Annotated in this window: 21 protein-coding genes and 1 pseudogene; all 22 read left to right on the forward strand. The window is 37.6% G+C overall.

The genetic code is table 11. The annotated features are described in order from the left end of the window. The first annotated feature begins 129 nt into the window (after nucleotides 1–129). The 22 genes and pseudogenes from CI949_RS04925 to fdhF all read left to right on the forward strand — a co-directional run bounded on the left by CI949_RS04925 (nucleotide 130) and on the right by fdhF (nucleotide 26,518). The gene (locus CI949_RS04925; protein ID WP_290763498.1) at nucleotides 130–1,146 is read left to right on the forward strand and encodes a LacI family DNA-binding transcriptional regulator; all 1,017 of its coding nucleotides are present in this window, start codon (nucleotides 130–132) and stop codon (nucleotides 1,144–1,146) included. A gap of 27 nt (nucleotides 1,147–1,173) precedes the next feature. Further along, entirely contained in the window at nucleotides 1,174–2,172 is a 999-nt protein-coding gene (locus tag CI949_RS04930) for an ABC transporter ATP-binding protein (RefSeq protein WP_290763501.1), read from the forward strand. Further along, a complete protein-coding gene (locus CI949_RS04935) occupies nucleotides 2,172–3,194 on the forward strand; it encodes an ABC transporter ATP-binding protein (protein WP_290763504.1) in 1,023 nt (340 codons plus the stop codon). Before CI949_RS04930 ends, CI949_RS04935 begins: the two co-directional genes overlap by 1 nt. A gap of 175 nt (nucleotides 3,195–3,369) precedes the next feature. Then, nucleotides 3,370–5,427: an ABC transporter substrate-binding protein gene (locus CI949_RS04940; RefSeq protein ID WP_290763507.1), complete on the forward strand. Its 2,058-nt coding sequence runs from the start codon at nucleotides 3,370–3,372 to the stop codon at nucleotides 5,425–5,427. Nucleotides 5,428–5,504: 77 nt separating this feature from the next. Beyond that, nucleotides 5,505–6,500 (forward strand): ABC transporter permease, encoded by a 996-nt coding sequence (locus tag CI949_RS04945; protein WP_290763510.1) that lies wholly within the window; start codon nucleotides 5,505–5,507, stop codon nucleotides 6,498–6,500. A gap of 34 nt (nucleotides 6,501–6,534) precedes the next feature. After that, complete coding sequence (locus CI949_RS04950; RefSeq protein WP_290763512.1) at nucleotides 6,535–7,650, forward strand: ABC transporter permease; 1,116 nt, start codon at nucleotides 6,535–6,537, stop codon at nucleotides 7,648–7,650. A 56-nt stretch (nucleotides 7,651–7,706) separates the two neighbouring features. Further along, nucleotides 7,707–9,053: an alpha-glucosidase/alpha-galactosidase gene (locus CI949_RS04955; RefSeq protein WP_290763518.1), complete on the forward strand. Its 1,347-nt coding sequence runs from the start codon at nucleotides 7,707–7,709 to the stop codon at nucleotides 9,051–9,053. Between the two features lie 369 nt (nucleotides 9,054–9,422). After that, nucleotides 9,423–10,520, forward strand: coding sequence for an N-acetyl-gamma-glutamyl-phosphate reductase (gene argC / locus CI949_RS04960; RefSeq protein ID WP_290763520.1), 1,098 nt, complete (start codon nucleotides 9,423–9,425; stop codon nucleotides 10,518–10,520). A gap of 99 nt (nucleotides 10,521–10,619) precedes the next feature. After that, on the forward strand, nucleotides 10,620–11,489 hold the full coding sequence (gene argB, locus CI949_RS04965) for an acetylglutamate kinase (protein ID WP_290763556.1): 870 nt from the start codon (nucleotides 10,620–10,622) through the stop codon (nucleotides 11,487–11,489). A gap of 92 nt (nucleotides 11,490–11,581) precedes the next feature. Then, a complete protein-coding gene (locus tag CI949_RS04970) occupies nucleotides 11,582–12,778 on the forward strand; it encodes an aspartate aminotransferase family protein (protein WP_133529892.1) in 1,197 nt (398 codons plus the stop codon). 161 nt (nucleotides 12,779–12,939) lie between these two features. Then, complete coding sequence (locus tag CI949_RS04975) at nucleotides 12,940–14,844, forward strand: SEC-C metal-binding domain-containing protein (protein ID WP_108141329.1); 1,905 nt, start codon at nucleotides 12,940–12,942, stop codon at nucleotides 14,842–14,844. A gap of 153 nt (nucleotides 14,845–14,997) precedes the next feature. After that, nucleotides 14,998–15,549 carry an ECF transporter S component gene (locus CI949_RS04980; RefSeq protein ID WP_290763557.1) on the forward strand — a complete coding sequence of 184 codons (552 nt, stop codon included), beginning with the start codon at nucleotides 14,998–15,000 and terminating at the stop codon, nucleotides 15,547–15,549. A gap of 204 nt (nucleotides 15,550–15,753) precedes the next feature. Further along, nucleotides 15,754–16,491, forward strand: coding sequence for a hypothetical protein (locus CI949_RS04985; protein WP_290763525.1), 738 nt, complete (start codon nucleotides 15,754–15,756; stop codon nucleotides 16,489–16,491). Nucleotides 16,492–16,493: 2 nt separating this feature from the next. Further along, entirely contained in the window at nucleotides 16,494–17,072 is a 579-nt protein-coding gene (locus tag CI949_RS04990; RefSeq protein ID WP_290763528.1) for a hypothetical protein, read from the forward strand. 251 nt (nucleotides 17,073–17,323) lie between these two features. Beyond that, nucleotides 17,324–17,926, forward strand: a complete 603-nt coding sequence (locus CI949_RS04995) for an HAD family phosphatase (RefSeq protein ID WP_290763531.1) — start codon at nucleotides 17,324–17,326, stop codon at nucleotides 17,924–17,926. 5 nt (nucleotides 17,927–17,931) lie between these two features. Then, nucleotides 17,932–18,588: a DUF47 domain-containing protein gene (locus tag CI949_RS05000; protein ID WP_290763535.1), complete on the forward strand. Its 657-nt coding sequence runs from the start codon at nucleotides 17,932–17,934 to the stop codon at nucleotides 18,586–18,588. A 23-nt stretch (nucleotides 18,589–18,611) separates the two neighbouring features. Next, a complete protein-coding gene (locus CI949_RS05005) occupies nucleotides 18,612–19,655 on the forward strand; it encodes an inorganic phosphate transporter (RefSeq protein WP_290763537.1) in 1,044 nt (347 codons plus the stop codon). An 85-nt stretch (nucleotides 19,656–19,740) separates the two neighbouring features. Further along, entirely contained in the window at nucleotides 19,741–21,081 is a 1,341-nt protein-coding gene (locus CI949_RS05010) for a mechanosensitive ion channel family protein (RefSeq protein WP_290763548.1), read from the forward strand. Nucleotides 21,082–21,109: 28 nt separating this feature from the next. Continuing rightward, nucleotides 21,110–21,658: a DJ-1 family glyoxalase III gene (locus CI949_RS05015; RefSeq protein WP_290763549.1), complete on the forward strand. Its 549-nt coding sequence runs from the start codon at nucleotides 21,110–21,112 to the stop codon at nucleotides 21,656–21,658. Between the two features lie 86 nt (nucleotides 21,659–21,744). After that, a complete protein-coding gene (nuoE, locus tag CI949_RS05020) occupies nucleotides 21,745–22,203 on the forward strand; it encodes an NADH-quinone oxidoreductase subunit NuoE (RefSeq protein WP_108139618.1) in 459 nt (152 codons plus the stop codon). Nucleotides 22,204–22,219: 16 nt separating this feature from the next. Then, a complete protein-coding gene (nuoF, locus tag CI949_RS05025; protein ID WP_108139616.1) occupies nucleotides 22,220–23,821 on the forward strand; it encodes an NADH-quinone oxidoreductase subunit NuoF in 1,602 nt (533 codons plus the stop codon). Then, nucleotides 23,822–26,518: pseudogene (fdhF, locus tag CI949_RS05030) on the forward strand (formate dehydrogenase subunit alpha). The last annotated feature ends 104 nt before the right edge of the window (nucleotides 26,519–26,622 follow it).

The following is a 26,622-nucleotide window of genomic DNA, read 5'->3' on the forward strand; positions in this document are numbered from 1 at the left end:
GATATTTTAAGTTGTATTTCAAAAAAATTTCAAAAAAATTAAAATTATTGCAGGATAATTTCATTAAAAAGCGAATAGTATAAATAGAGTGAAAATTAATAATAATTTTTCTGAAAGCTGGTGATTCTAATGGCTATAACATTAAAAGATATTGCAGAAAAATCTGGTGTTTCTACATCAACAGTTTCTAGAGTTTTGAATTCTGAAACACAGGATATGGTAAATGATAAAACAGCAAAAACTGTAATTTACTGGGCCAAAAAATTAGGCTACCCTGCTTATATAGAAAAAAACAACATAGATGGAAAAAATATTGGCTGCATTTTAAGTGAAGTAACTTCAAAATTTGATCACCCTTATTTCTCTTCAATAATAAAAAAGATTGAAGCTGAAATAAAAAAAAGAGGCCATAAATTGGCTTTTCTAGAAGTAGAAGAAGATATAAAAAATGAAAATAGCATTGATAAAATTCTAAATCAGAACCTGGATGGAGTTATCTCAATTTCTGATCATTTATCTTATGAAATTTATAAAAAGATAAATAATAAAACCGAGAATATAGTATTTATTGGAAATAGATTTCAAAGATATAAAAAAGATACAGTAAGTGTTAATCGTGAAGAAGCAGCATACAAGGCAGTTAGATATTTGATCAAACAGGGTCATAAAAAAATTGGGTTTATAGGAGGCGGTATATTTCCTGTTCCAATGGAAAAAACTAAACGTTATCAAGGCTTTCTTAGGGCAATGAATGAATCAGAGCTTGAAATAAATACAAATGGAGTTGGGAAAGGAAATTGGAAAGTTGAAAGTGGTTATGAGTTAATGGAAGAAATTCTGGAAAAATCAGATATTACTGCTGCTTTTATTTGCAGTGATCAAATGGCAATTGGGGCTTTAAGATTACTTCATAATAAGAACATAAAAGTGCCGGAGGAGTTTTCTATAATATCTTATGATAATGTTAAAATGTCTAAATTTACAAATCCACCTCTCACAACTATTAATGTTCCCAAAGAAGATCTTGCTTTAATGGCAATTAATGCTTTATTAATGAGAATAGATGGAAAGATGAACTTACCTTGTAATATTTTATTGCCTACAGAGTTAATAAAAAGAGAAAGTGTTAGTAAGTTAAATGATTAATTTATTATATTAAGTAGGGGGATAAAAATGCCTGAAAATTTATTGGAAGTGAAGAATTTAAAATCCTATTTCCATACAGATGAAGGAATTATTAGAGCGGTTGATGATGTGTCTTTTACAGTTGAAAAAGGTGAAACTTTAGGTGTTGTTGGTGAAAGTGGTTGTGGTAAAAGTGTGACTTCTTTATCAATAATGCGACTTTTGCCAAATCCTAAAGGTAGGATTGAAGGCGGTGAAATTAGATATTATAAAGATGATGAGAGTATTGATATAACTTCTTTAAATCCACATGGGGGAATAATAAGAAGTTTACGCGGTAATGAAATGGCAATGATTTTCCAGGAGCCTATGACTTCTTTAAATCCTTTATATACTGTTGGTTCTCAAATAATGGAAGCAATAAATTTACACCAGGATATTGATAAAAAAATGGCAAGAAAAAAAGCTATTGATATTTTAGATAAGGTTGGTATTTCTGCTCCCAAAAAAAGAGTTGACGAATATCCACATCAGTTAAGTGGTGGAATGAGACAAAGAGTTATGATTGCAATGGCTTTATCCTGTGATCCAAACTTTTTAATAGCTGATGAACCGACTACTGCTCTCGATGTCACAATAGAAGCTCAGATTTTAAATTTAATGAGAGAATTACAGTCTGAGTTTAATATGTCGATTATGATTATCACACATGATCTGGGAGTAATAGGAGAAATGGCTGACCGAGTGATTGTTATGTATACCGGTAAAGTTGTAGAAAAAGCAACTACTGATGATATATTTTATAACCCTAAACATCCTTATACTAAAGGATTATTAAAATCAATTCCCAAGATTGGAATTAAGGGAAGATTAGCTCCTATTAAGGGTTCAGTTCCAAATTTATTAATGCTTCCTGAAGGTTGTTATTTTGAACCTAGATGTGAGTATGCTAAGAAGATTTGTAAAACTAAAGAGCCGCCAATGTTTAAAATTGATGAAAAACATGCAGTAAAATGTTGGCTTTATAATGGTCGGGAGGAGATATAATGCCTGAAAACGATATAATAATGGAAGTTAATTCTTTAAAAAAATATTTCCCAATTAAAAAGGGGATTTTCAGAAAAGTAGTCGGAAATGTAAAAGCAGTGGATGATGTAAGTTTTTACATTAAAAAAGGTGAGACCCTTGGTTTAGTGGGGGAGAGTGGTTGTGGCAAGTCCACTACTGGCAGGTGTTTAATCAGATTACTCGAGGCAACTGCTGGTGAAGTGAAATATAGGAAAAATAATAAGATGATTAATTTAAATGATCTGGATAAAAAAGAAATGAAAAATATGCGGCGCGATATTCAAATAATATTTCAGGATCCTTTTTCTTCTCTAGATTCTAGAATGTCTGTTAGAGATATTATCGCTGAACCATTAAAACTTAATAAAATAGGAACCAAAAAAGAGCGAACAGATAGGGTTAGAGAATTATTAAGAAAGGTTGGACTTCGAGATTATCAAATGAATCGTTATCCACATGAATTTAGTGGTGGTCAACGCCAGAGAATTGGAATTGCCAGAGCCTTAGCATTAGACCCAGAAATGATTGTATGTGATGAGCCAGTTTCTGCTCTTGATGTATCAGTTCAGGCCCAGATTATTAACTTAATGAAAGATTTACAAGAAGAGCTGGGATTAACATATTTGTTTATTGCCCATGATTTAAGTGTTATTGAACATATTAGTGATCGAGTTATGGTTATGTATTTAGGTAAAATAGTTGAAATTGCTGATGCTGATAGTATTTATATAGATCCAGTACATCCTTATACTGAAGCTCTTTTAAAAGCTATCCCAGTAGCAGATCCGAGAGCTAGAAATATCAGGTTACCGTTAGAAGGTTCAGTTCCAAATCCTGCTAATCCACCTAAAGGGTGTAATTTTCATACCAGATGTCCTTATGCAAAGGAAAAATGTTCAGAAATAGAACCTGAGCTTGTACCAATAGATTCCGATCAAGAGCATTTTGCAGCCTGTCATTTTGTAGAAGAACTTAATTTAGATGGTTATGTAAAAAGATGAATTTTAGCTATCTTTGCGATAGTTAATATAAATTTGTGTTCACTTCATTAATTTTAAATGATTAATCATTTAAATTGATAGCTGTTTTGAGGTTGAACCCAATAATTATTATTTTTGGAGGTGATACTGTAGTTGAAGTTTTTGGAATAAAAAAACAATTAACAGGAGGAGTAAAATGAAATCATTTAGTAAAAAGGTAACTCTAGTAATGGTGTTTGTGCTGATTATTTCAATGTCATTTGTTGCTTTAGCTCAAGAGGAACGAGCACTTTTAGGTAAACTTGAAATGGGTGAAGTAGTTCAGTTTAAAAATCTTGATTCATATAATGAAGCACCTGAATTAAAAGAAATGGTTGAAAATGGAGAATTACCACCTTTAGAAGAAAGACTTCCAACTACACCTATGGTGCGTCAAAATGAAACAATGGTTGATGGTGCAGGTGTTTATGGTGGAGTTTGGAGAGATACATTTGCTGTTCCTATTGATGGTTGGAACTGGGGTGCAGGTAATGTCCAGGGTTATTTTGGAATCCATCAAATTCTATGGGAATCTCCACTGTTAAGAGGAGAAATGTGGAAGTTAAATGAACCTGATCCTGTACCAAATCTAGCCACAGACTGGGAATGGACAAATGATGGTAAAACTCTAGTTATGAATTTTATTGAAGGAGCTAAATGGTCTGACGGAGAACCATTTACAACTGAAGACATTGCTTTTACTTATAATGATTTAATTTTGAATGAACAAATAACCTCTACAGCTACAGCTGATGACTGGACATATGGTGGTCAGGTAACTGAGTTAGAAGTAATAGATGAAAATACCGTTGAGTGGCATTTTGGAGCAGAATATCCAATGAGTGCTTTAATTAATTTTGATCGTAATAACTTTCCGGTAAGTCCTAAACATGTATATGCTAGATTTCATCCAGAATATACAGATAGTGCTAATTATGAAAATTATCCAACTGCAATCCCAGCCCACGATGTTCCAATAGTGACCATGGGAGCCTGGGTTCCAATTCGCTACAGTGCAGGTGAACAATTAGTAATGATGCGCAACCCATATTATTGGCAGGTTGATGAAGCCGGTAATCAGTTACCATATATGAGTGAGATAAGATTCATGGAAGCTGAAAGTGGAGAAACAAGAACAAATAACTTAGTAAGTGGTCAGGGAGATCGAACTAATCTAGAAAACCCAAGTACCTTTGCAATGGTTAGACAGGAATCACTAAAAGAAGACTCAAACTTCACAATGAGTTTTGGTCCTTTTACATCTGTTTATCGTTTAGAAATGAATTTATCCAAAGAATTCGGTGTTTCAGATGACCGTGAAGCTGAGTTGAGAAAATTATTTAGAGATAAGAGATTTAGAGAAGCGCTTACAAGTGCTATTGATAAAGAAGCAATTTCCAGTGGAGCTTTTCCTGGACCTTTAACTGCAGCTTATCATGGTGCATATCCAGATGGTTCAGTTTATCATTCTGCTGATAATACTACAGTTTATTCCTATGATCCAGAGAAAGCAAAAAGAATTCTAGAAGAAGAATTCGGATTTGAAGACACAAATGATGATGGTATTTATAACTGGCCGGAAGGAACTGCTATTGCAGGAGATGAACTAATTATTCAGCTTAAAACAAATGAAGATTCTGCTGCTTCAGTCCAGGCTTCTGAGGCGCTGGTTCCAATGTTGAGAGAAGTAGGTATAAACATCAGACTTCAGGTTTTAAGTGGTCCTAATAATACTGCTCGGACTAACTCTGGAGATTTCGACTTAAGTGTAGCTAGAGTTGACCAGGCAGGAACTCCATATTACTTTATGGATTTAATTGGCCCAATTTCTTCTACAACTCCTGGGTATCATCAGGAAGGTTCCGAGTATCCAAGAGAGCTGCTTCCATTTGAACAAGAAATTGCAGATCTTTTGCAGGAGCTACGATTAAGTAGAACAGCTGAAGAAAGAATTGATATTCTGCATAAAATTGAAAAACTTTATACAGAGAATATATATACAATTGGTCTTTATCAGCTGCGACAGGGCTTAGCAATTAATAACCGTTTCAAAAATATTTCTTCAGATTTACCACCATATCTTTATGATTACATGGTAAATGCAATGCCATTACAGATTATTTGGGTTGCTGAAGAAGATCAATATGATGAGCTATTTCTTGATGAAATACCTGTAGAAGAAACCTATATGAATACTGAGTGGTCTTCTAAGTAAATTGTTCTAGATAAAAGGGTATAGATTCAGCTGGATTTATACCCTTTTATTAATTTTTTGAAAAAGGAGGTAATACATTGTTTCAGTATATAATTAGAAGGCTTATCTATATTATACCGATGTTAATTATAGTTAGTTTTGTAAGTTTTATAGTGATTAGTTTACCACCCGGTGATTATCTAACAACAGTACAAAATCGCTTAACTAATCAGGCCGGTATGTCTCAAGATCAGGCACGAGAAATGGCAGAGAGAATGCGCAGCCGCTATGGATTAGATCAGCCCTTTTTAATGCAGTATGTTAATTGGATAAAAAATATTGTTTTAAAAGGAGATTTCGGTTTTTCTTTTCAGTACAATCGACCAGTGAGTGAGGTAATCTGGAGTCGTTTAGGTTATACATTTTTAATTGCTCTGTCAGCCCATATAATTTCTGTTTTAATTGGAGTAGTTGTTGGTATTTATTCTGCTACCCATCAATATAGTTTTGGTGACAATATTGCTACAGTCTTTGCTTTTATAGGTTTATCAATACCTAATTTTTTCTTTGCAATTGTAATAATGTATTTTTTATCATTTAAGTTAGATATGCATGTTGGTGGCTTATTTTCTTCTGAATATGTTTTTGCTCCCTGGAATTGGGCTAAATTTGTAGATTTTATGCAGCATTTTTGGGTCCCGGTTTTTGTTGTGGGTATAGCAGGAACAGCCCAGAATATGAGGATTATGAGAGGTAATTTATTAGATGAATTACAAAAACAGTATGTTCAAACAGCTAGAGCTAAAGGTCTAACGGAAAGAGTGGTAATTTATAAACACGCTGTTAGAAATGCTATTCAACCATTAGTTATGTATCTAGGTATGTCACTCCCTTTTTTAATTCAGGGTGCAATTGTTTCAAGTATTGTTTTACAGCTGCCGACTACAGGCCCAGCTTTTTATAATGCTCTTTTAAGCCAAGATATGTATTTAGCAGGATCATTTTTATTAATGTTAGCTGTAACTTTAGTTATTGGTAATTTAATTGCTGACATTTTGTTAGCGCAAATTGATCCTAGAGTTCGTTATGATTGATAAATTACTTTGAATTAAGAAAGGAGGTCTTTTAATGTCGGATAAGGGTGTTACTGAAGTTAAAGAAAAAACTAAATTTTTATCACATAAAGAATTAATTTGGCGAAGATTTAAAAAGAATCGTCTTGGAATGATTGGTGGCTTAGTTGTTATATTATTGACATCAATTAGTATTTTTGCGCCTTTTTTTAGTCCATATGATTATACTGCTACAGATAACGAAAAAGCATATAAAAGTTTTGCTGAGATAAATTTTGTTGATGAAGAGGGAGACTTTCATCTCCGTCCATTTGTATATTCAATGAAACAAGAATTTGATGATCAGACATGGGAAAGAGTCTATGTTCCTGATACTTCTACCAGATATCCAATAAGATTATTTCACAGGAGCTGGGAATATGAATTATTTGGATTTATAGAAAGTGATCTTCATTTGTTTGGCGTAGATTCTCCAGCTGAACTACATTTATTTGGTACAGATGAATTGGGGAGAGATTTACTGAGTAGAATTATCTATGGTGGCAGAGTATCTATAGCAATTGGTATTATTGGTTCCATGATTACTGCTATTATAGGTTCTTTAGTTGGTGGGGTTTCTGGTTATTTCTCTGGTATTATTGATGTTTTATTACAACGAATTATTGAGATGATAAGAATGTTTCCAACTCTGCCGTTAATGATGGGTTTAAGTGCAGCTATTCCTGTTACCTGGTCTCCAGTTATTATTTTAATTGCTGTTATGTTTATAATGATAATGGTTCGCTGGACTAGTATGGCAAGACAAATTAGAGGTAAAGTTTTAAGTTATAGAAAACAGGAATTTGTAGAAGCAGCTAAAGCTGCAGGTGGAGGAGATTTTTATATCATTACAAAACATATATTAACAAATTGTACCAGTCATATAATTGTTGTGACAACTCTCGCAATTCCACAACTCATTTTAGCAGAAAGTTCATTGAGCTTTTTGGGACTTGGTATTCAGCCACCAATGGTAAGTTGGGGAGTACTTTTAAGTAAAGCCACAAACATTCAAACAGTTGGACAGTATCCCTGGATTATGACCCCTGGTATAGTAATTTTAATTACAATTCTTGCTTTTAACTTTCTTGGTGATGGTTTAAGAGATGCAGCTGATCCTTATGGACAGTAGATGTGATGAGAAAGAGTTAAATATTTTAAAATCAATTTAAAGGAGAATGATTTAAAATGCGAAAAATAACATTTATTGGTGCAGGAAGTATTGTTTTTGCAAAAAACTTACTAATTGATATATTATCTGTGCCAGAACTGAGAGACACAAAAATTTCACTGATGGATATTGATTCTAAAAGGCTAGCTATGACAGAGAAACTTGCGAATAGAATTGTAGAAGAAAATGATTTTCCAACAGTGATTGAAGCAACTACTAACCGGAGAGAAGCACTTAAAGATGCTGATTATGTAATTGCTATGATTCAGGTTGGCGGACTTGAAGCATATGAAATGGATATTAAAATCCCCAAAAAGTATGGGGTTAATCAAGCAGTTGGTGATACATTAGGGCCTGGAGGCGTTTTTAGAGGTTTAAGAACTATTCCAGTTTATTTAGATATTGCAAAGGATATGGAAGAACTATGTCCGGAAGCTTTATTTTTAAATTATGTTAATCCGATGGCCATTAACTGTTGGGCTTTAAATAAAGCTACTGATATAAAAAATGTTGGACTCTGCCATAGTGTTCAGGGAACAGCTGCAGAAATCTGTGAATACATAGATGTTCCTTTTGAGGATGTTAATTATATATCTGCAGGGATTAACCATATGGCTTGGTATTTAAACTTTGAAAAAGATGGTAAAGATCTCTATCCCGAAATTAAAGCTAAATATGATGATCCTGATGTTTACAAACATGATGTGACTAAATTTGAGTTTTTAAAGCATTTCGGTTATTTTGTAACTGAATCAACTATCCATATGTCAGAGTATGTACCCTATTTTAGAAAAAATAAAGATTGGATTAGTACTATTCATAAAATGCAGAGAGAACAACCTGAAAATTCTTATGGGGGAGATATTGGCTGGACTACAGAAGACGAATCTGGAGTCTATCTTCATGTCTGCCAGGTGCGAAATGAGACATATCTTGAGGATATGGAAGAATTAATTAATTCGGAAATAAAAATGAAGCGCAGTAATGAATATGGATCTCACATTATTGAGGCAATGGAGACAGGTAGAGAAAAAGTTATCCATGGTAATATTCAAAATGATGGTCATATTACTAATTTACCTCAGGCATCAGTAGTAGAAGTTCCCTGTCTGGTTAATAAAAATGGGATCCAGCCGACTTATGTCGGTGATCTTCCAACCCAGCTAGCAGCATTAAATAGAACAAATATCAATGTTCAGGAACTGGCAGTAGAAGGAGCGCTAACAGGAGATAAAGAAAAAATCTATCAGGCAATAATGATGGACCCTCTGACAGCAGCTGTTTTAGATATGGATCAGATTAGAGAAATGGTTGATGAAATGTTTGCAGCTGAGAAAAAGTGGCTGCCTAATTTTGATATTTAAAAATTTATTTAGGGACAAAAAAAGTTAATAGTTTTAAATAATAAATCCCCACTTTAAAGGCTAAGTTAAATTGATTAGTCATTATGCTAGTGGGGATTTATTTTTGCTTTATTTTAATCAAAATCTGGATAATCTGAATCTCCTCTGATTATGTTTCCAAGTTATATTAATTATAAAATATTTAAATTAGAGCGGCTATTAATTGTTTAACATCAAATTTGGTCTTTAATTGGACAAATAGCTTGATTCAAATACTTTAATGCGATAAAATAAGCCAAAGATATCATTTGTTTATAGTATTTATTTTAGTTAAAGATAGAAGTCGCAGAATGGAAATAAGATGATTTTGAGAAGTAGAGGAGTGAGTAGATGAAAAAAGTTAGTATAGTAGGTGCAACAGGTTATGTGGGCATAGAATTGATGCGGCTGCTGCACGAGCATCCAGAAGTTGAAATTAAGGATTTAGTTTCCAAAAGTAGTTCCGGTCGAATGCTGGTTGATATTTATCCTCAGTTTAGAGGTTCAAAACTGGCTGAGAAAAAATTGATTCCCCTGACTGACTTTGAGGTTGAAGCGAGTGATTTAGTTTTTACAGCTCTGCCCCACGGCGTATCGCAGAATATTGTGGGAGAGCTTTATGGAAATGGAACGAAAATAATTGATCTCAGTGGTGATTTTCGCTACCATGATTTAGATATTTATGAAAAGTGGTATGGAGTTGAGCACAAGTTTCCTGAGCTGGCAGCTGAAGCAGCTTACGGGCTGGTGGAATTAAACCGCCAGCAGATTAAAAAGGCAGATTTAGTTGCCAATCCGGGCTGTTATGTAACCGCCTCTCTGCTTGGACTGCTGCCGCTGATTGATTTCAAAAAAATTAATCCAGCTTCAATTATTGTTGATGCAAAATCCGGAGTTAGTGGTGCCGGCCGCAGTTTGAAGGAAAATTTACTTTTTACTGAGACCCATAATTCGATGAAAGCCTACAGCCCTGGAACTCACCGCCATGGTTCAGAAATTGAGTATATTTTGAGCCAGTATCTGGAGGGAGCATACAGTGGTGATAATTCAGCTGAATCTGAAGCTGAAGCGAAAGCTTTAAAAACTAAGGCTGAAGTTTTATTTACCCCTCATTTAATACCAATCAAGCGGGGGATTCTGGCCACAATTTATCTGGAACTGAAAGAGGAAAGTTCTCAGGCGGAAATCAGAGAGCTCTATCGCAAACAGTATGAGGATGAATACTTTATCCAGCTGCTGGCTGAGGAGCTGCCGGAGATTAAAAATGTAGCCGGCTCAAATTTTGCTCAGATTGGCTTTAGATATGATGAGCGGACAAAGCGGCTGATTATTGTTTCTGCAATAGATAATATGCTCAAAGGAGCAGCCGGTCAGGCGGTACAGAATATGAACTTGGTTTTTGACCTGCCCGAGTCTACAGGGCTTGAGGCAACAGCTTTATTCCCTTAAAATAAGCTGGCTGGATAACGGATTTAATTGCTTAAGTATTTTCAACTGGCAGAGGCTGGAGATGATTTCAGATTTTAAAGCAGCAAGGAGGAGAGTACAATAGAAGAATTAATTAAAAAGGCAAATGTATTAATTGAAGCTTTACCCTATTTTAAAGACTTTTTTGGCAAGACTTTTGTGATAAAGTATGGGGGCAGCATTATGGCTGATCCGGAGCTGAAGGAAAAATTAATTGAAGATATTACCCTCTTAAAATATGTGGGGATTAACCCGGTGATTGTGCACGGAGGGGGTCCGGCGATTAATAAGACGCTGGACCGCTTAAATATTGAGGCCAATTTTATCGACGGGCTCCGGGTAACTGATAAGGAAACAATGGAGATTGTGGAGATGGTTTTATCAGCCCAGATCAATAAGGAGATAGTGGCCCTGATAAATAAAATGCAGGCGAAGGCTGTTGGAGTTTCCGGTAAGGATGGTAATCTGATTAAGGCTAAGAAAAAGGAGTTCAGTGATCCGGCCAAGGACTTAGGTTTTGTTGGTGAGGTGGAAGAGATTAAACCAGAACTGATTGAAAAGCTGATTGAAGATGGCTATATTCCGGTGATTGCTCCAGTCGGAGTTAATGAAGCCGGTGAAGGTTTAAATATCAATGCTGACAGTGTGGCAGGAGAGCTGGCAGCTGCCTTAAAGGCGGAAAAATTAATCTATCTGACCGATGTTAATGGGATTCGCTATGATGCAGAAGATCCGGAGAGCAGAGTCTCCCAGCTTAAATTTTCGGAGATTAAGCAGTGGATTGCCGATGGTAAAATTCAGGGAGGAATGCTGCCTAAAGTTGAAGGCTGTATGCAGGCTGTGGAAAGTGGTGTGATTAGAACTCACATTTTAAATGGGCTGGTTGCTCATCCGCTGCTATTGGAGATCTTTACCGACCAGGGTGTTGGAACTATGATTTTAAAGGATTAGCAGGATCTGCTCTAAGAAAATTACTGGCAGCTTCAGTGATTAAATTTGATTTAAATTAATTATTTCTATTAAGCGAAGGGAGAATTGATAAGATGGAAATAGAAGAAATTGTTGAGATGGACGAGAAGCATTTTATGAATGTTTACAGCGGCAGATACCCACTTTATGTGGAAAAGGCTGAGGGAATTAAATTATACAGTAAGGACGGCAAAGTTTATCGTGATTTTCTAGCGGGAATTGGTGTCAATGCGCTAGGCTACAGCAACCAGCGCTTTAAAGAGGCTTTAAAAGATCAGATTGATAAGATTATTCACTGTTCCAATCTCTACTACATAGAGCCTCAGGCTGAGTTGGAGAAAAAGCTCTGCCAGAATTCCTGTTATGACCGGGTCTTTTTTGCTAACAGTGGTTCAGAGGCCAATGAGGGTGCTTTAAAACTGGCCCGCAAGTATTTTAAGAAAAAAGGGACTAATAAGTTTGAAACGATCACGGCTGATAAATCTTTTCACGGGCGGACAATGTCAACTGTTACAGCAACCGGACAGGATAAATACAAAAAACCATTTACTCCTCTGCCGGAAGGATTTTCGACTGTCCCCTTTAATGACCTGGAAGCTCTAAAAGAGGCAGTAACTGAGAAAACAGCCGCAATTATGCTGGAGCCAGTCCAGGGAGAGGGTGGAATCTACCCGGCTGAAAAGGAGTATTTGGAAGGAGTACGCGAGCTCTGTGATCAAGAGGATATTCTTTTGATTTTTGATGAGGTCCAGTGTGGAATGGGCAGAACCGGTGAGCTTTTTGCCTACCAGAACTATGGAGTTGAAGCTGACATTATTTCGCTGGCCAAAGCCTTAGGTGGTGGAGTTCCGATTGGAGCTTTTATGGCCAAAGAGGAAGTTGCAGCTGCCTTTGAGCCAGGTGACCACGGCACAACCTTTGGCGGTAATCCGCTGGCAACCAGAGCCGCCTCTGAGGTAATGGATATTATGCTGGAGCCCGGCTTTTTAGATTCAGTTAAGGAAAAAGGCGCTTATCTCAGATCTGAGCTGGATAAACTGGTGGCTGAAAATGATAATTTAGTTGAAACCAGAGGTAAGGGATTGATGCTGGCTTTAGAAGTTGGCGGTAGTTTATCAGCCAAAGAAATTACCAACCAGCTCTTTGAGCGTGGCTTTTTAGTGAATGCGGTTAAAGAAACTACCCTGCGTTTTTTACCACCACTGGTTGTAGAAAAAGAAGATATGGATTTACTGGTTAAAAATATTGAAGAAATAATTAGAGCTGAGTAGTGATTTATTTACTTTAAATTATATTCAGCATCTGCTATAATTAAAGGTGAAATAAATTTAAATAAAACTGATTGAGCTCCAGAAGCTTTTTAGCTTGATGGAGCTCTATTAATGTTAAAAATATTAGTTCAGAATAAGATAAGAGAAAGGTAGGGAATTAAATGGATAAAAGACTAAAAGGTTTAAAAGAAAGTATAGCTAAAAGAAGAGAAAAAGATACAGTTCGCTCCTACAGTATTGGGCGGAATGAACCCTGTCCCTGCGGCAGTGGCAAGAAATTCAAAAAATGCTGTGCCCGCAATAATCCGGAGAAAAGTGTGGAGGAATATTTTGAGGCAATTAAAAATGCAGAAAATGAGGAAGAGGTACTAAATCTGCTTAAAGATGCGGTCAAAAATTATCCGCTTGAACACAGATTTTTACTGCCCCTGATTGTTTACAGCCTGCAGAGCAATAATTATCAGGAGGCCGGCAGATATTTGCGTCACGCCTGGCAGCTGATGGGAACAGATCTGGATGAAGCCTTCATTTCTCCTCTGGTAAACATTATGCTGGATCAGGAAGAAATTGATGAAGCAGAAGCGCTTGTGCGTCAGGCCCTGGAGGATAAGGGAGAAAGCATTCCGCTCTTAATTGCTCTGGCCGAGGTTTACAAAAAGGGTCAGAACTTTCAGCGGGTTAATGACATTATTGAGCGGGCAATGCAGATTGATGCCGAAAATTTACAGCTGATTGTTTTCCGCCTGGAAACTTTAATGGATTTAGATGATGTAGTTAGTGCGTTGAGTCTTTTTGAAAAATATTATGATCAGCTCAAAGAATACAAGCACATGCGGGTAATTTCATTTTTAGATGATTTTATTAAGGAAAGATTTAACCTTAAGGGAAATAAGAAACTGAAGCAGAAAGAGGCTCTCTCCCGGGCAGCGAAAATTTTTAATGTCTTTCAGCAGCTTGATAATTTAAAAATGAGTAAAGCTGAAACTGAAGGCCGCAAGTTGCTGGCTGAAATTAAGGAGCTGGCACCTAAAAATTCCCAGATTGCTCTCGATATCCTCTCCCGTTATTTAGCGGCAGAGCTTTATCAGGATTTTGCTGATTTTGCGGAAGAACTGGAAGCTGAACATATGAAGAACCCGGATTTTTTGCGACTTCTATTCCTGGCTGATTATCAGCAGGGGAATTTAAAAGCAGCTGAAGAAAAAATTAAGACTGCTTTTACTATCGAAAAAAGTAGAAAAGATGGGCATTTTCACAACTGGCAGGTTGCCTCTGACTACCTGAGATTTTTAGTAGATCACGGTGAGCAGGAGGACCTGGCTGATTTTGTCAGTGAATTTGCAGAGCTTATAGATGATGAGAAAAATCTGCTGGCCAGTTTAATGATGCTGATTGAAAATGAAGAGACCAGAAATTATCAAAAAACACTGCTTGAGAGTTTGTTAAACTTAATTGATGCTGCTAAGATTGATCAGATCAGCAAAAAAGATATTTACAATAACCGCCTGTTTATCAGTCTAGCTGCTCTGGATGGAGATGAGACTATCTATGACCAGGGGCGGGAAATGACTACCGAAGAATTAAAATCTGTGATAGCCGAAGTCGAAGCAGCTGGTGTTGAGACTCCTGCTTTAAGTTATGCTAGATTGAGACTTTTAAAATATCAGTCAGAACTGCAGGAGGATCGAAAAGAAGAACTGGTGGCCCGGGTTAAAGAAGCTGAGATAGAAAGCTATTTTGATACCGTTGCCTATTATGAGACCATTTTAAGATTTGGCGATCCGGCACCAATTTTGACCGAAATACCACACGGCAAATTCTTAGATGATGAATATCTGGATTTCTACCGTTTAATTGCAGCTTTAAAACTCAACTATTATGAAATGGGAACTGAGCTCTTCCACCGCCAGTTAATGCGGGAAAGCAAGCGGAATAAGGTGATGAGCTATTTGGTCAGACTGCTGCGTTACTTTAAAGAAGATAAGCTGATTGAACACTTTAAGGCAATGGAAGTTGATGAAGTAATTATCAACTATCTAAAGAAACTGACTGAAAAGAGAAATTAAATAGAAAGCGGACTTTAGGAAAAAATTCTTAAAAACACTTGTTATTCAGTTAGATAATTATTATAATATAGCTATAACAGCCGGGGCGGAATCTTAATTTTAAGAGCTGCACCCATTAAGAGCTGTTAAATACAATAAGTTTAGTCCACCTGGATCGATGGACTGGGATGGGAGGAAAAGAAAATAAAACTCAAAACAAGACAGATCGTAATTGCTGGTATGCTGGGGGCTATTTCTATTATTTTAGGTGCTACAGGACTGGGATTAATTCCCTGGCCGAGTGCAGCCGGACATGCAACAATAATGCACCTGCCTGCTATTTTAGGAGGGATTATTGAGGGACCGATTGTCGGCCTTTTGATTGGTTTGATCTTTGGTATCTTTAGTTTTATCAGAGCAACCAATCCAATTTTTGCCGACCCACTGATTGCAGTTTTACCAAGACTTTTTATTGGAGTAGCAGCTTATTATGCCTACCGCTCCACTAAAAATTTCAATCAGAGTACTTCTTTAATTCTGGCAGGAGCAGTTGGTACTATTGTCAACACAGCTGGAGTCTTAATTTTAGCTGTAGTTAGAGGTTATTTACCGGCAAGTGCCGCCTGGGCAGTAGCTTTTACCAATGGAATTCCGGAGATAATAGTCGCTGCCGTGTTTTCACTGATTATCGGTAAGGCACTGATTAACTTTCAAAAAAATAGTTAAGATAAAAAGACTGAGGCAGCTGCTTCAGTCTTTTTTGCGGCGTGATATATTGAACCAGGTCCAAAACGCCCGTTTTGGACCTGGTTATAATGAATGATTTCACAAATAACTGTTTTTTGACTTCATTACTCCGGATAATGTATAATATATTATATAGATCAGGAGTAATTCAACTCCGATTTAGGCTTGAGAGGAGGAGTTAAAATGAAAGATAAGCAGAGAATTAAAGAAGTGCTGGAAAATACTGAAATACTGCTTGAACCAGACGATTTAATTTCTACAGAACATGATACAACTCTCCACTATTATGTACTCAGCAAGCCATATTATCTGGATGAATTTCCGGAGGAAGGACCAGAAACCAAGGTGAGAGAAGGAAAAATCACCTGGGAAAAGCCAAAATTGTTAACTCCGGATTATATGATAAATATGAGTGGGTTTAGTGGTGAAGCAAAGAAGGCTATGCAGATCATTGCTCGCGAAAACCCCGATCTGGCCGGACTGCTTTATAAGATGAATTATAGAAAACAATCAATTAGTACCTTTACTATCAGCAGAGAAATTGAGGCTGCTGAAGCTGAAATAAGAGACGATATAGATGAAGATGATGATAATTTAACTGTAATTATCAAAGGAGTAGATGAGCTCTGGGATGTTTCACTGATGAAATTTATCCAGACTCTAATGTTAAAGAGTGCTTATAAATCTCAGCTTCCTGACTATGAGGAAAAGGGGTTTTTGAGCACAGATGATAAAGGCTATTCTGTAGTTACCAGAAATCTCGAAGGACTGCCAATAGCAGCCAGTGAAGAGATCGAAAAAATGTTTGAGATGGTTAAAAATGGTGAGGAAGATCCTTCAAAATTAAAGAAGGAGCTTGATCGCTGGGGAGTTTTTAATGCATATCAGGATAGATTTTTTGATCTTTTTAGGGAGGACTGATAATGATGAAAAGTGCTTATGAAATTGCAATGGAAAGAGCAGATGAAGTTTATGGAACAAATGATAAGGATCATAATTCTCTAGAAATTAGAGAAGAACTGAAAGAAATTATGGCGCCATTTTTTAAAGAAGAGATGGATGCTGAAGGTTTATGGCATGAACTGGGAGATAAAGAGGATACTTATTTAAAAGAAGCACAGCTGATGTTGATTGAATCAATTGGACTCCGCAACTCTTCTGAACAGATAAAAAGACGTAAAGAAGCTGTAGTGGCTGTTGAATCACTTAAAGAAAGTGGAAATACAAGTTTCTTTGAGAAACAGTTTACCCAGGCACAGAGCCTGCAGCAGCAGTATCAGACTCAAAAGAAACAGCTTGATGAGCAGGTAAAACAGCACTTAGAACAGGCTCAGGGACAGAGTCAAAACCCACTGGCTGCCGCTCAGGGTGGTAATGACGGGCAGAATGGCATGAATGCTCAGATGAGACAGCAGCTGGCCCAGAAGGTATCAGAGTTTCAGGAAGGATACAATAAGCGTTTTAATAAGTTAATCGATAAAATGAAAGCTGAAATTGAGTAACAGGTGAAAAAATTTAACTATTATTTAAAAATAAAGCTAAAAATTAAATAAAAATTTAAAAATCCGGCCTTTGAGTCGGGTTTTTTTGCTTTAAAAGCTAAAAATAAACAGGAAAAGATTAATTAAGCTAGAATAATATATTAAGAAGCAAATATAGGTACCGGGTACTTGTAAATATTTTCCTTATTTAAACAACAGCTTTTTGACAAATATTTACAAGTACCCGGTACCATCAGGATGGGGGCTAAATAATGATTAAAAACATAGTATTTGATCTGGGAAATGTGCTGCTGGAATTTGATCCGGAAAGTTATCTGGATGAACTGGGATACAGTGATGATTTAAAGTCACAGCTGATAACCGAAATTTTTGAGACCGAGGAGTGGCTGCAACTTGATCGGGGAACCATCAGCCAGAAGCAGGCGGTAGAAAAATGGCAGCAGAGAAATCCAGATCTGGCCGACAAAATTGCAGAGGTAATGGCTGAATGGGAAAAGATTTTAACACTCAAGAAAGACAGCCTGGAAATCTTAAAATCAACAGCCCAAAAAAATTATAATCTTTATATTTTATCAAACTTTCATCAGCAGGCATTTGATTATATCAGCAGCAAATATGATTTCTTTAAATACTTTGATGGTCGGGTAATTTCTGCTGATGTTAATTTGATCAAACCAGAAGCAGAGATTTATGATCATTTACTTAATAAATTTAATTTAAAAGCTGAAGAAACTCTTTTTATAGATGACTCGAAAGCCAATATCGAGGCAGCCTTAAAAAAGGGAATCCGGGTAATACATTTTAAAGATGCTGAAAGTCTGGATGAGGAGTTAAAATTATATCTTAAGGAGTGAAGCTAATGCCTCATATATTATTTGGCCGTTCCAAAGAACTGGAGATTGAAATTACAGAATATTTAGACCTTGTTAATCAGGGGGCTCTGACATTTAAAAGAGATTTAAAGAGGTATATTCAAAAAGATTTTGAGCTTTTTGAGGAATCGCTGACTGACATTAAAAAGATTGAAAATAATGCTGATGAACATCAAAAGGACATTAAATATAAGTTGTATAAATATATGCTGATTCCGGAATCAAGAGCCGATGTTTTAAATATTATTGAAGAAATTGATACGATAACTGATCTGGCCAAGGAAGTGATTTATGAAATTTCGATAGAAAGGCCGGTGATTCCAGCAGGATTAGAAAGTGATTTTTTGGAGCTGGTTGAAAATAGTGCAGAGGCAGTTGACATGCTGGTTAAATGTGTGCGGGCATTTTTCGAAGAAATTTCGCAGGTTAATGATTATGTCAATAAGGTTCATTTTTATGAACATCAGGCAGATAAAAACGAAGAAAGGTTAAAAAGAAAAATATTTTCTGATCAGTGTGAGGAAATAGAAATTGCCTATAAGCTTCAGCTCAGATATTTTATTGAGGAGATTGCCGCTTTATCTGATCAGGCCGAAATGGTCAGTGAGGATGTTTCTGTAGCAGCTGTAAAAAGAAGAATTTAAATCAGTAAATGGTGGTGTGAAAAATGATTGAAGTTATTATCTATCTGTCAAGCGGCCTCTTTTTAGGCTGGTCTTTAGGTGCCAATGATGCAGCCAATATTTTTGGAACTGCAGTTGGCAGTAAAATGGTCAAATTTTCAACAGCTGCTCTGATTATGACAATTTTTGTAATTCTGGGTTCAGTTGTTAGTGGGGCAGGAGCATCTCATACCCTTGGAGCTCTGGGACAGGTAGGCACACTGCCGGCAGCTTTTGTAGTGGCTTTTGCAGCAGCAGTTGCAGTGTCCTGGATGACAAAATTAAGTCTGCCGGTTTCTACTTCACACTCGATTGTAGGAGGGATAATTGGCTGGAACCTTTATTCTGGTTATGCCACTGATCTGAGTGTGCTGAGAGAAATTGTAGGAGCCTGGATATTTTCACCGGTTCTTTCGGCTTTTTTTGCTGTTGTTTTATATTTCGCTTTTAGGAAATGGCTGAATAATGCCAGAGTTCATCTGCTGCAGCTCGATTTTTATACCCGCTGGGGATTATTGATTGTTGGTGCTTTTGGAGCCTATTCTCTGGGAGCTAATAATATTGCCAATGTAATGGGAGTCTTTACCGGTATTATGGAGATTCCGGCTTATAATCTCAGTATTTTTAGCTTCAGTGGAGCTCAGCAGCTTTTTCTGCTGGGAGGGATTGCAATTTCCGTTGGGGTAGTAACTTATTCTAAACGTGTGATGCTTACTGTTGGCTCAAATATTATGGATATTTCTCCAATTGGAGCTTTTATTGTTGTGCTGGCGAGCTCGACTACACTTTTTGTCTTTGCTTCAGCAGGTCTCAAAGATTTTTTAATAATGCTTGGTCTTCCTTCCTTTCCACTGGTTCCTGTATCAAGTTCTCAGGCAGTAGTGGGCGCAGTACTGGGGCTGGGGCTGGCAAAAGGTGGGCGCAATATTAATTTTAAGCTGCTGGGTAAAATTGGTGTCGGCTGGGTCCTGACTCCAATTACAGCTGCAGTCATTTCATTTTTCCTCTTATTTTTTATGCAGAATGTTTTTATTAGATCAGTAGTGTAAATTTACAGTTAAACTGCAGAAGCTGATTTTAAAGGCTTAACTAGATAATTTTTATAAGTTAATAAGTTTTTGGAGAGGTGATAAGATGTTTGAAAATATTCAGCTGGAGGGTTATCTGCAGCTGATCATAGAAAAAATAGAAAATAATCTATTAGTCTGGTCCAATTTGATCGAATTAATTATTTTTGCTTTACTTACAGCTGCAGCTTTTTTCCTGGCAAAATTTTTATACAGCCATGCAGATGATCTGTTGGGGAAAATCAAAGCTTTAAAAGAACGCAAGAAGCTCAGGATTCTCGATAGGCTATTATTTCCTTTGATTTTAATGATTCTGATTGGGCTCTATTATGTTGTTGCTGTTGCCTTTAGTCTGCCGGTAGTAATTATTAGTATTTTTGGAAACTTAGTTTCTGCCTGGTTGATAGTTAAGGCAATCACCCTGTTTTTCCCCCGCAATAAAATGTTTCGGTTTTTGTCCATTTTGATCTGGATTATTGCAGCCTTAAGAATTTTAAATATTTATCAGGAAACAATTAATCTGCTGGACAGTCTGGCTTTCAGCAGTGGTAATTTAAGAATTTCTCTGCTGCTGATAATTAAAGCAATTATTATCTTCAGTGTTTTATTCTGGCTTGCCGGTAAAGTAAGCAGGATTGTTACCTCCAGAATTGACAGCAGTGACGGCCTAACACCGTCAATAAAAGTACTTTTAAATAAGATAGCTAAATTTCTAATCTTTACTTCAGCAGTCTTATTTACCTTAAGCTCGGTTGGAATCGACTTAAGTGCCTTTGCTTTCCTTGGTGGTGCTATTGGTGTTGGCTTAGGTTTTGGACTGCAGAAGATTGTATCTAATTTTATCAGTGGAATTATTATTTTAGTTGATAAATCAATCAAGCCCGGTGATGTAGTTGAAATAGGAAATGTTTACGGCTGGGTGAGGAAGCTGGATATCCGTTTTGTCTCAGTTGTAACCCGCTCCGGTAAGGAATTTTTGATTCCAAATGAAGATTTTATCACCAAAGAAGTGATCAACTGGTCTTACAGTGATGAACTTGTTCGAGTTGATGCAGAAGTTGGAGTTTCTTATGACAGTGATTTAAGGCAGGTCCAGGAACTGATGATGCAGGCAATTGAGGAAAAGGAAAGAATTTTGACTGACCCGGCCCCAAATGTACTCTTAATGGGCTTTGGAGATAGTTCTGTTAATTTTGAAATCCGCTTCTGGATCAGTGATCCGCGCAATGGAATTCAGAATATCCGCAGTCAGGTTTTACTTTCAATCTGGGACAACTTTAAGGAACACGATATTGAAATCCCATTCCCACAGCGGGATTATCATTTGCGGTCACTGCCGGAGGATTTGAATAATTATTTTAAAGATAGTCAAAGAAATGAAAAAAATCCAAAAAAAGATAATCAGTAGCAAAATGATTTAAATGAGGAGGCTAATCATGGGTAAAATATTAATTCCTTTAGCTGATGGTTTTGAAGAAATTGAAGCTGTGACTAATATTGATGTTTTAAGAAGAGCTGGCCTGGATGTGATTACAGCCGGGATTGGAAGTAAAAAGATTAATGGAGACCATGGAATAAAGATTGAGACTGATACTGAAATTTCTGAGATTACAGCAGATGAACTGTCGGCTGTAGTTTTACCGGGTGGTATGCCTGGTGCTGCAAATTTAAGAGATAGTGCTGAATTGTTAAAATTAATTAGAGCTGTTAATGAAAAGGGCAATTTATGTGCAGCAGTCTGTGCAGCACCGATAGTACTGGAAGCTGCTGGTATTTTAACAGACAAAAATGCCACCAGCTATCCGGGTTTTGGAGAACAGATGGATTCAGCAAACTATCGGGAAGAAAGAGTAGTTATTGACGGCAACATTATAACGGGAAGAGGTCCTGGAGTTGCCATGGAATTTGCTTTAACTATTGTGGAATATCTACTCGACGGTAAAGAGAGAGTTGAACTGGAAAAAGCAATGCTGGTAAAAAATTAAACTGATTTAATGAATAAGCCTCCCCCAGATTTGGGGGAGCTTTTCCAAAGCTAATAAAATTAACTAAGTTGTTTAGGGGGAGTAAAATGGCAGCAATTAAATTAAGTGCACTTGATCATATTTTTGAAAAATATGAGGGAAAAAAAGGCAAATTGATTCCTGTTCTGCATGAGATACAGGAAGAGGTTGGTTATCTTCCGGTAGAAGTTCAGCGCTATGTCAGCGAAAAACTGGGAGTTGCAATGAGTAAAATTTATGGAGTTATTAGTTTTTACTCGTTTTTTACAACTGAGCCCAAAGGAGAGCATACAATTGGAGTCTGTATGGGCACCGCCTGCTATGTCAAAGGAGCAGAAGACATTTTAAATAGGTTAAAAGAAGAATTAGGTATCGAAACTGGTCAGACAACTGCTGATAATAAATTTACGATGACAATGACCCGCTGTTTGGGAACCTGCAGCATGGCACCGGTAATCATGATTGATGATCAGGTTCACGGCAACCTTGAAGCAGAAAAAATTCCAGAGATAATCAATAAATATTAATAATTGGGGTGTAAAAATGGCGAAAAAAGAAATCTTAATCTGTGCCGGAACTGCCTGTTTATCTGCCGGAGCAGAGGAGATCAAAGACAAGTTTAAAGAGGAGATAAAAGAACTTAATTTGACTGAAGATTATGAAACAAAAACAGTGATCAGTAATACTGGCTGTATCGGCCCCTGCAGTTTGGGACCAATCGCGATAGTTAAAGATGACAATACCTTTTACGGTCATTTAAAAACTGAAGATGTGGCTAGAATTGTTAGAGAACATCTTTTGAATGGCAGAGTTGTAGAAGATTTATTAACTGAAGAAGAGGGAGAAAAAGTTGAAGATTTTAAAGAAATACGCTTTATGAAAAAACAGAAGCGGATTGCTCTAAGAAATACAGGAATCATTGATCCCAATAAAATTGAAGAGTATCTTGAAAGGGACGGCTATCAGGCTTTAAAAACCGTGCTGAATGAGCTGACTCCACTGGAGGTAATCGAAGAAATCAAAGCTTCGGGCCTCAGAGGTAGAGGGGGAGCTGGTTTTCCTACCGGCTTGAAGTGGAGCTTTGCCCATCAGGCAGCCGGGGAGCAGAAATACATAATCTGTAATGCAGATGAGGGAGACCCTGGTGCTTTTATGGACCGCAGTATCTTAGAGGGTGATCCCCACAGTATTATTGAAGCAATGGCAGTTGCCGGTTATGCAATTGGTGCTGATCAGGGTTTTGTCTATGTGCGGGCAGAATACCCACTGGCAGTTAAAAACTTAAAGATTGCCATTAGGGCAGCAGAAAATAATGGTTATTTGGGCAGCAATATTTACGGCAGTGATTTTTCATTTAATTTAGAAGTGCGTGTTGGAGCCGGGGCCTTTGTCTGTGGAGAAGAAACCGCCCTGATTGCTTCAATCGAAGGCAAAAGAGGACAGCCTTCAACCAAACCACCTTATCCTGCTAATTCTGGCTTGTGGGGAAAGCCAACTGTAATCAATAATGTAGAAACTCTGGCCAATATTGTGCCGATAATTAATAAGGGCAGTCAGTGGTTCAGCAGTATTGGTACCGAAAAAAGTAAAGGGACCAAAGTATTTGCGGTGGCAGGTGATGTTAAGGAGACAGGTCTGGTTGAAGTACCAATGGGCACAACTTTAAGAGAAATTGTTTTTGAGATAGCAGGTGGAATTGCCGACGGCAAGGAATTTAAGGCAGCTCAAATCGGTGGACCTTCTGGAGGGACAATTCCCAAAGAATACTTAGACCTAAAGATAGATTATGAGTCAGTTAAGGAAGCGGGAGCGATAGTTGGCTCCGGCGGCCTGGTAATTATGGATGAAGATAATTCAATGGTTGATGTGGCAAGATTTTTTCTAGATTTTACTGAAGATGAATCCTGCGGCAAATGTACTCCCTGCCGGGTTGGAACCAAAAGGATGCTCGATATTTTAGAAAAAATTCTGGACGGTAAAGGCAGCCAGCAGGACCTTGATAAATTAGAAGAGCTGGGAAATGTAGTTAAAGAAACCTCTCTCTGTGGACTGGGTCAGACTGCTCCCAATCCAGTTTTAAGTACACTAAAGTACTTTAGAGAAGAATACGAAGAATTAATCAATACTGCAGAGGAGGGGAATTAAATCGTGGAGATAACTATCGATAAACAAAAAATTGAAGTTGAAAAAGGAAAAACTGTCTTAGAAGCAGCGGAAGAGAACGGGATTGCGATTCCAACTCTCTGCCACAGCCCATTTTTGGAGGATGTGGGTGCCTGCAGAATGTGCCTGATTGAGGACCTTGCTGACGGCAAATTGAAAACTTCCTGTACAACTGAGGTCAAAGATGGGATGGAAGTCCTTACTAAAAGTAAGCGAGTCGAAGATTCGCGCCGGACAATTTTAGATTTATTAATTTCAGACCATCCCTTAGACTGCATGACCTGTGAGGCAGACGGCAGCTGTACTCTTCAGGACTTAGCCTATCAGTATGGAATTGAGCGCTCTTCTTATGGGACAAAATCGGAGCCTCGCTTTAAAGTTGAAAGAGATAATGAATTTATTGAGCTGGACCCTGACAAATGTATTTTATGTGGCAAGTGTATTCGAGTTGATCAGAATATTCAGTGCTCAGATGCCATAGATTTTGTGGAAAGAGGTTTTCAGACCAAAATTGGAGCAGCAAATGATGAAGGTTTAGGTGGAGAAGATTCGACCTGTGTTTTCTGCGGTCAGTGTGTGGAACTCTGTCCAACTGGAGCTTTGAGTTATATACCTTCTCAAAAGAAAGGCAGAGAATATGATTTTAAGAAAACAGTTACAACCTGTCCCTACTGTGGAGTTGGCTGTCAGCTGGAACTAAAGACAAAGGATAGAAGAGTAATTGAAGTTGGCTCAGTTTACCGAGAGGGTACTCCTAATCCCTATGGTGAAGCCTGTGTCAAGGGAAGATTTGGCTATGACTTTATCAACCATCCTGACCGACTCAAAAAGCCATTAATCAAAAGAAATGGTAAATTGGAAGAGGCGGAATGGGAGGAAGCCCTGTCACTGGTAGCAGAAAAGTTGACTGAAATTAAAGATGAATATGGTGGTAGAGCTCTGGCAGGTTTGAGTTCTGCGAAATGTACAAATGAAGAAAATTATTTAATGCAGAAATTTATGCGGGCTGTAATCGGGACAAACTCTGTTGACCACTGTGCCCGCTTATGCCATGCCTCTACAGTTGCCGGCCTGGTTAAAGCATTTGGATCCGGGGCAATGACCAATTCGATCAGTGAAATTGAAGGTTCAGATCTGATTTTTGTAATTGGCTCTAATCCAACTGAAAACCACCCGGTAATCGGCAGTAAAATGAAAAAAGAGCATAAAAATGGAACAAAATTAATTGTAGCAGATCCCCGTCAGATTGAATTATCCGGTCTGGCAGAAGTAGCAGTCCAGCAGCAGCCAGGTACAGATGTAGCTTTGCTCAATGGTTTGATGCATGTAATTATTGAGGAAGGACTGGCTGATCAGAAATTTATTGCAGAGCGAACCGAAAACTATGAATACCTGGCTTCAATTGTTGAAGATTATACTCCCGAAAAAGTAGCAGAGATCACTGGGGTAGAAGCAGCTAAAATTAAAAAGGCAGCCCGGCTTTTTGCTCAGGCAGATAAGGCAGCAATCTATTTTGCAATGGGGATTACTCAGCACAGAACCGGTACAGATAATGTGCTTTCTGTAGCTAATTTAGCACTTCTGACCGGAAATGTAGGTAGAGAAAGCACTGGAGTTAACCCACTCCGCGGTCAGAATAATGTTCAGGGTGCCTGTGATCTGGGAGCTTTATCCAATGTCTACCCTGGTTATCAGGCAGTAGAAGACCCCGAGATAAAAGAGAAGTTTGCGCGGGCCTGGGAAACAGAAGAACTTTCAGATGAGGTTGGCTTAACTGTGGTTGAAATATTTAAGCAGGCGGGAAAAGATATTAAAGGCCTCTATATTATTGGTGAAAATCCGGTGATTTCTGATCCGGACCAGCGCCACATAGAGGAGGCGCTTGACCAGTTAGATTTTCTGGTTGTAGAAGATATCTTTTTGACTGAGACAGCTCAATTTGCTGATGTGGTGCTGCCGGCAGCTTGCTTTGCAGAAAAAGAAGGTACTTTTACCAATACTGAGCGCCGGATTCAAAAAGTTAACCAGGCAATTGAGCCTCCTGGAGAGGCCAGAGCAGACTGGAAGATTATCTCCGAAATTTCTACCAGAATGGGTTATCAAATGAACTATGATTCTCCTGCCGCTATCATGGCAGAAATTGCAGAAGTCACTCCAATCTATGGTGGTATTTATGCAGATCGCCTGGGAGATCAGGGTCTGCAGTGGCCCTGTAAAGACTGAGAAGACCCTGGCACTAAGTTTTTACACCAGGGAGAATTTGCCCGAGGTAAGGGTAAGTTCCATCCGGTAACTTATATTCCACCTGCTGAAGAAGTGGATGATGAGTATAATTATATTATGATGACCGGTAGGATGCTTTATCACTTCCATACTGGAACTATGACCAGAAATTCGGAGCCAATTGATAAACATGAGCCCGATGCCTATCTTGAAATCAACAAAAAAGACGCTAAAAAGTTAAGAATAAAAGCTGGAGATCGAGTCAGAGTAACTTCCCGCCGGGGTGAGGTAGAAACCAATGTTCGAATTGGCGACAGAGTTCAGCCGGGTCAGATCTTTATGCCCTTCCACTATGCAGAAAGTCCGGCGAACAGGCTGACAAATCCTGTCTTAGATAAAGATGCAAAAATCCCGGAACTTAAAGTAACAGCGGTGAAGGTTGAAAAAATAGAATAAAAAAACACATTATTAAAACTTAAATAAATCTAAAAAACCACACCAGTATTTTGGTGTGGTTTTAATTATCAATTATTAAAAAAATCGATAAGATAAAAGGTCGG

The organism is Halanaerobium sp., assembly GCF_003070835.1.

Coding starts and splice junctions, on each gene's coding strand:
- CI949_RS04925 (WP_290763498.1), top strand. CDS start 130: ATGGCTATAACATTAAAAGATATTGCAGAAAAATCTGGTGTTTCTACA.
- CI949_RS04930 (WP_290763501.1), top strand. CDS start 1,174: ATGCCTGAAAATTTATTGGAAGTGAAGAATTTAAAATCCTATTTCCAT.
- CI949_RS04935 (WP_290763504.1), top strand. CDS start 2,172: ATGCCTGAAAACGATATAATAATGGAAGTTAATTCTTTAAAAAAATAT.
- CI949_RS04940 (WP_290763507.1), top strand. CDS start 3,370: ATGAAATCATTTAGTAAAAAGGTAACTCTAGTAATGGTGTTTGTGCTG.
- CI949_RS04950 (WP_290763512.1), top strand. CDS start 6,535: ATGTCGGATAAGGGTGTTACTGAAGTTAAAGAAAAAACTAAATTTTTA.
- CI949_RS04955 (WP_290763518.1), top strand. CDS start 7,707: ATGCGAAAAATAACATTTATTGGTGCAGGAAGTATTGTTTTTGCAAAA.
- argC (WP_290763520.1), top strand. CDS start 9,423: ATGAAAAAAGTTAGTATAGTAGGTGCAACAGGTTATGTGGGCATAGAA.
- CI949_RS04970 (WP_133529892.1), top strand. CDS start 11,582: ATGGAAATAGAAGAAATTGTTGAGATGGACGAGAAGCATTTTATGAAT.
- CI949_RS04975 (WP_108141329.1), top strand. CDS start 12,940: ATGGATAAAAGACTAAAAGGTTTAAAAGAAAGTATAGCTAAAAGAAGA.
- CI949_RS04985 (WP_290763525.1), top strand. CDS start 15,754: ATGAAAGATAAGCAGAGAATTAAAGAAGTGCTGGAAAATACTGAAATA.
- CI949_RS04990 (WP_290763528.1), top strand. CDS start 16,494: ATGATGAAAAGTGCTTATGAAATTGCAATGGAAAGAGCAGATGAAGTT.
- CI949_RS04995 (WP_290763531.1), top strand. CDS start 17,324: ATGATTAAAAACATAGTATTTGATCTGGGAAATGTGCTGCTGGAATTT.
- CI949_RS05000 (WP_290763535.1), top strand. CDS start 17,932: ATGCCTCATATATTATTTGGCCGTTCCAAAGAACTGGAGATTGAAATT.
- CI949_RS05005 (WP_290763537.1), top strand. CDS start 18,612: ATGATTGAAGTTATTATCTATCTGTCAAGCGGCCTCTTTTTAGGCTGG.
- CI949_RS05010 (WP_290763548.1), top strand. CDS start 19,741: ATGTTTGAAAATATTCAGCTGGAGGGTTATCTGCAGCTGATCATAGAA.
- CI949_RS05015 (WP_290763549.1), top strand. CDS start 21,110: ATGGGTAAAATATTAATTCCTTTAGCTGATGGTTTTGAAGAAATTGAA.
- nuoE (WP_108139618.1), top strand. CDS start 21,745: ATGGCAGCAATTAAATTAAGTGCACTTGATCATATTTTTGAAAAATAT.
- nuoF (WP_108139616.1), top strand. CDS start 22,220: ATGGCGAAAAAAGAAATCTTAATCTGTGCCGGAACTGCCTGTTTATCT.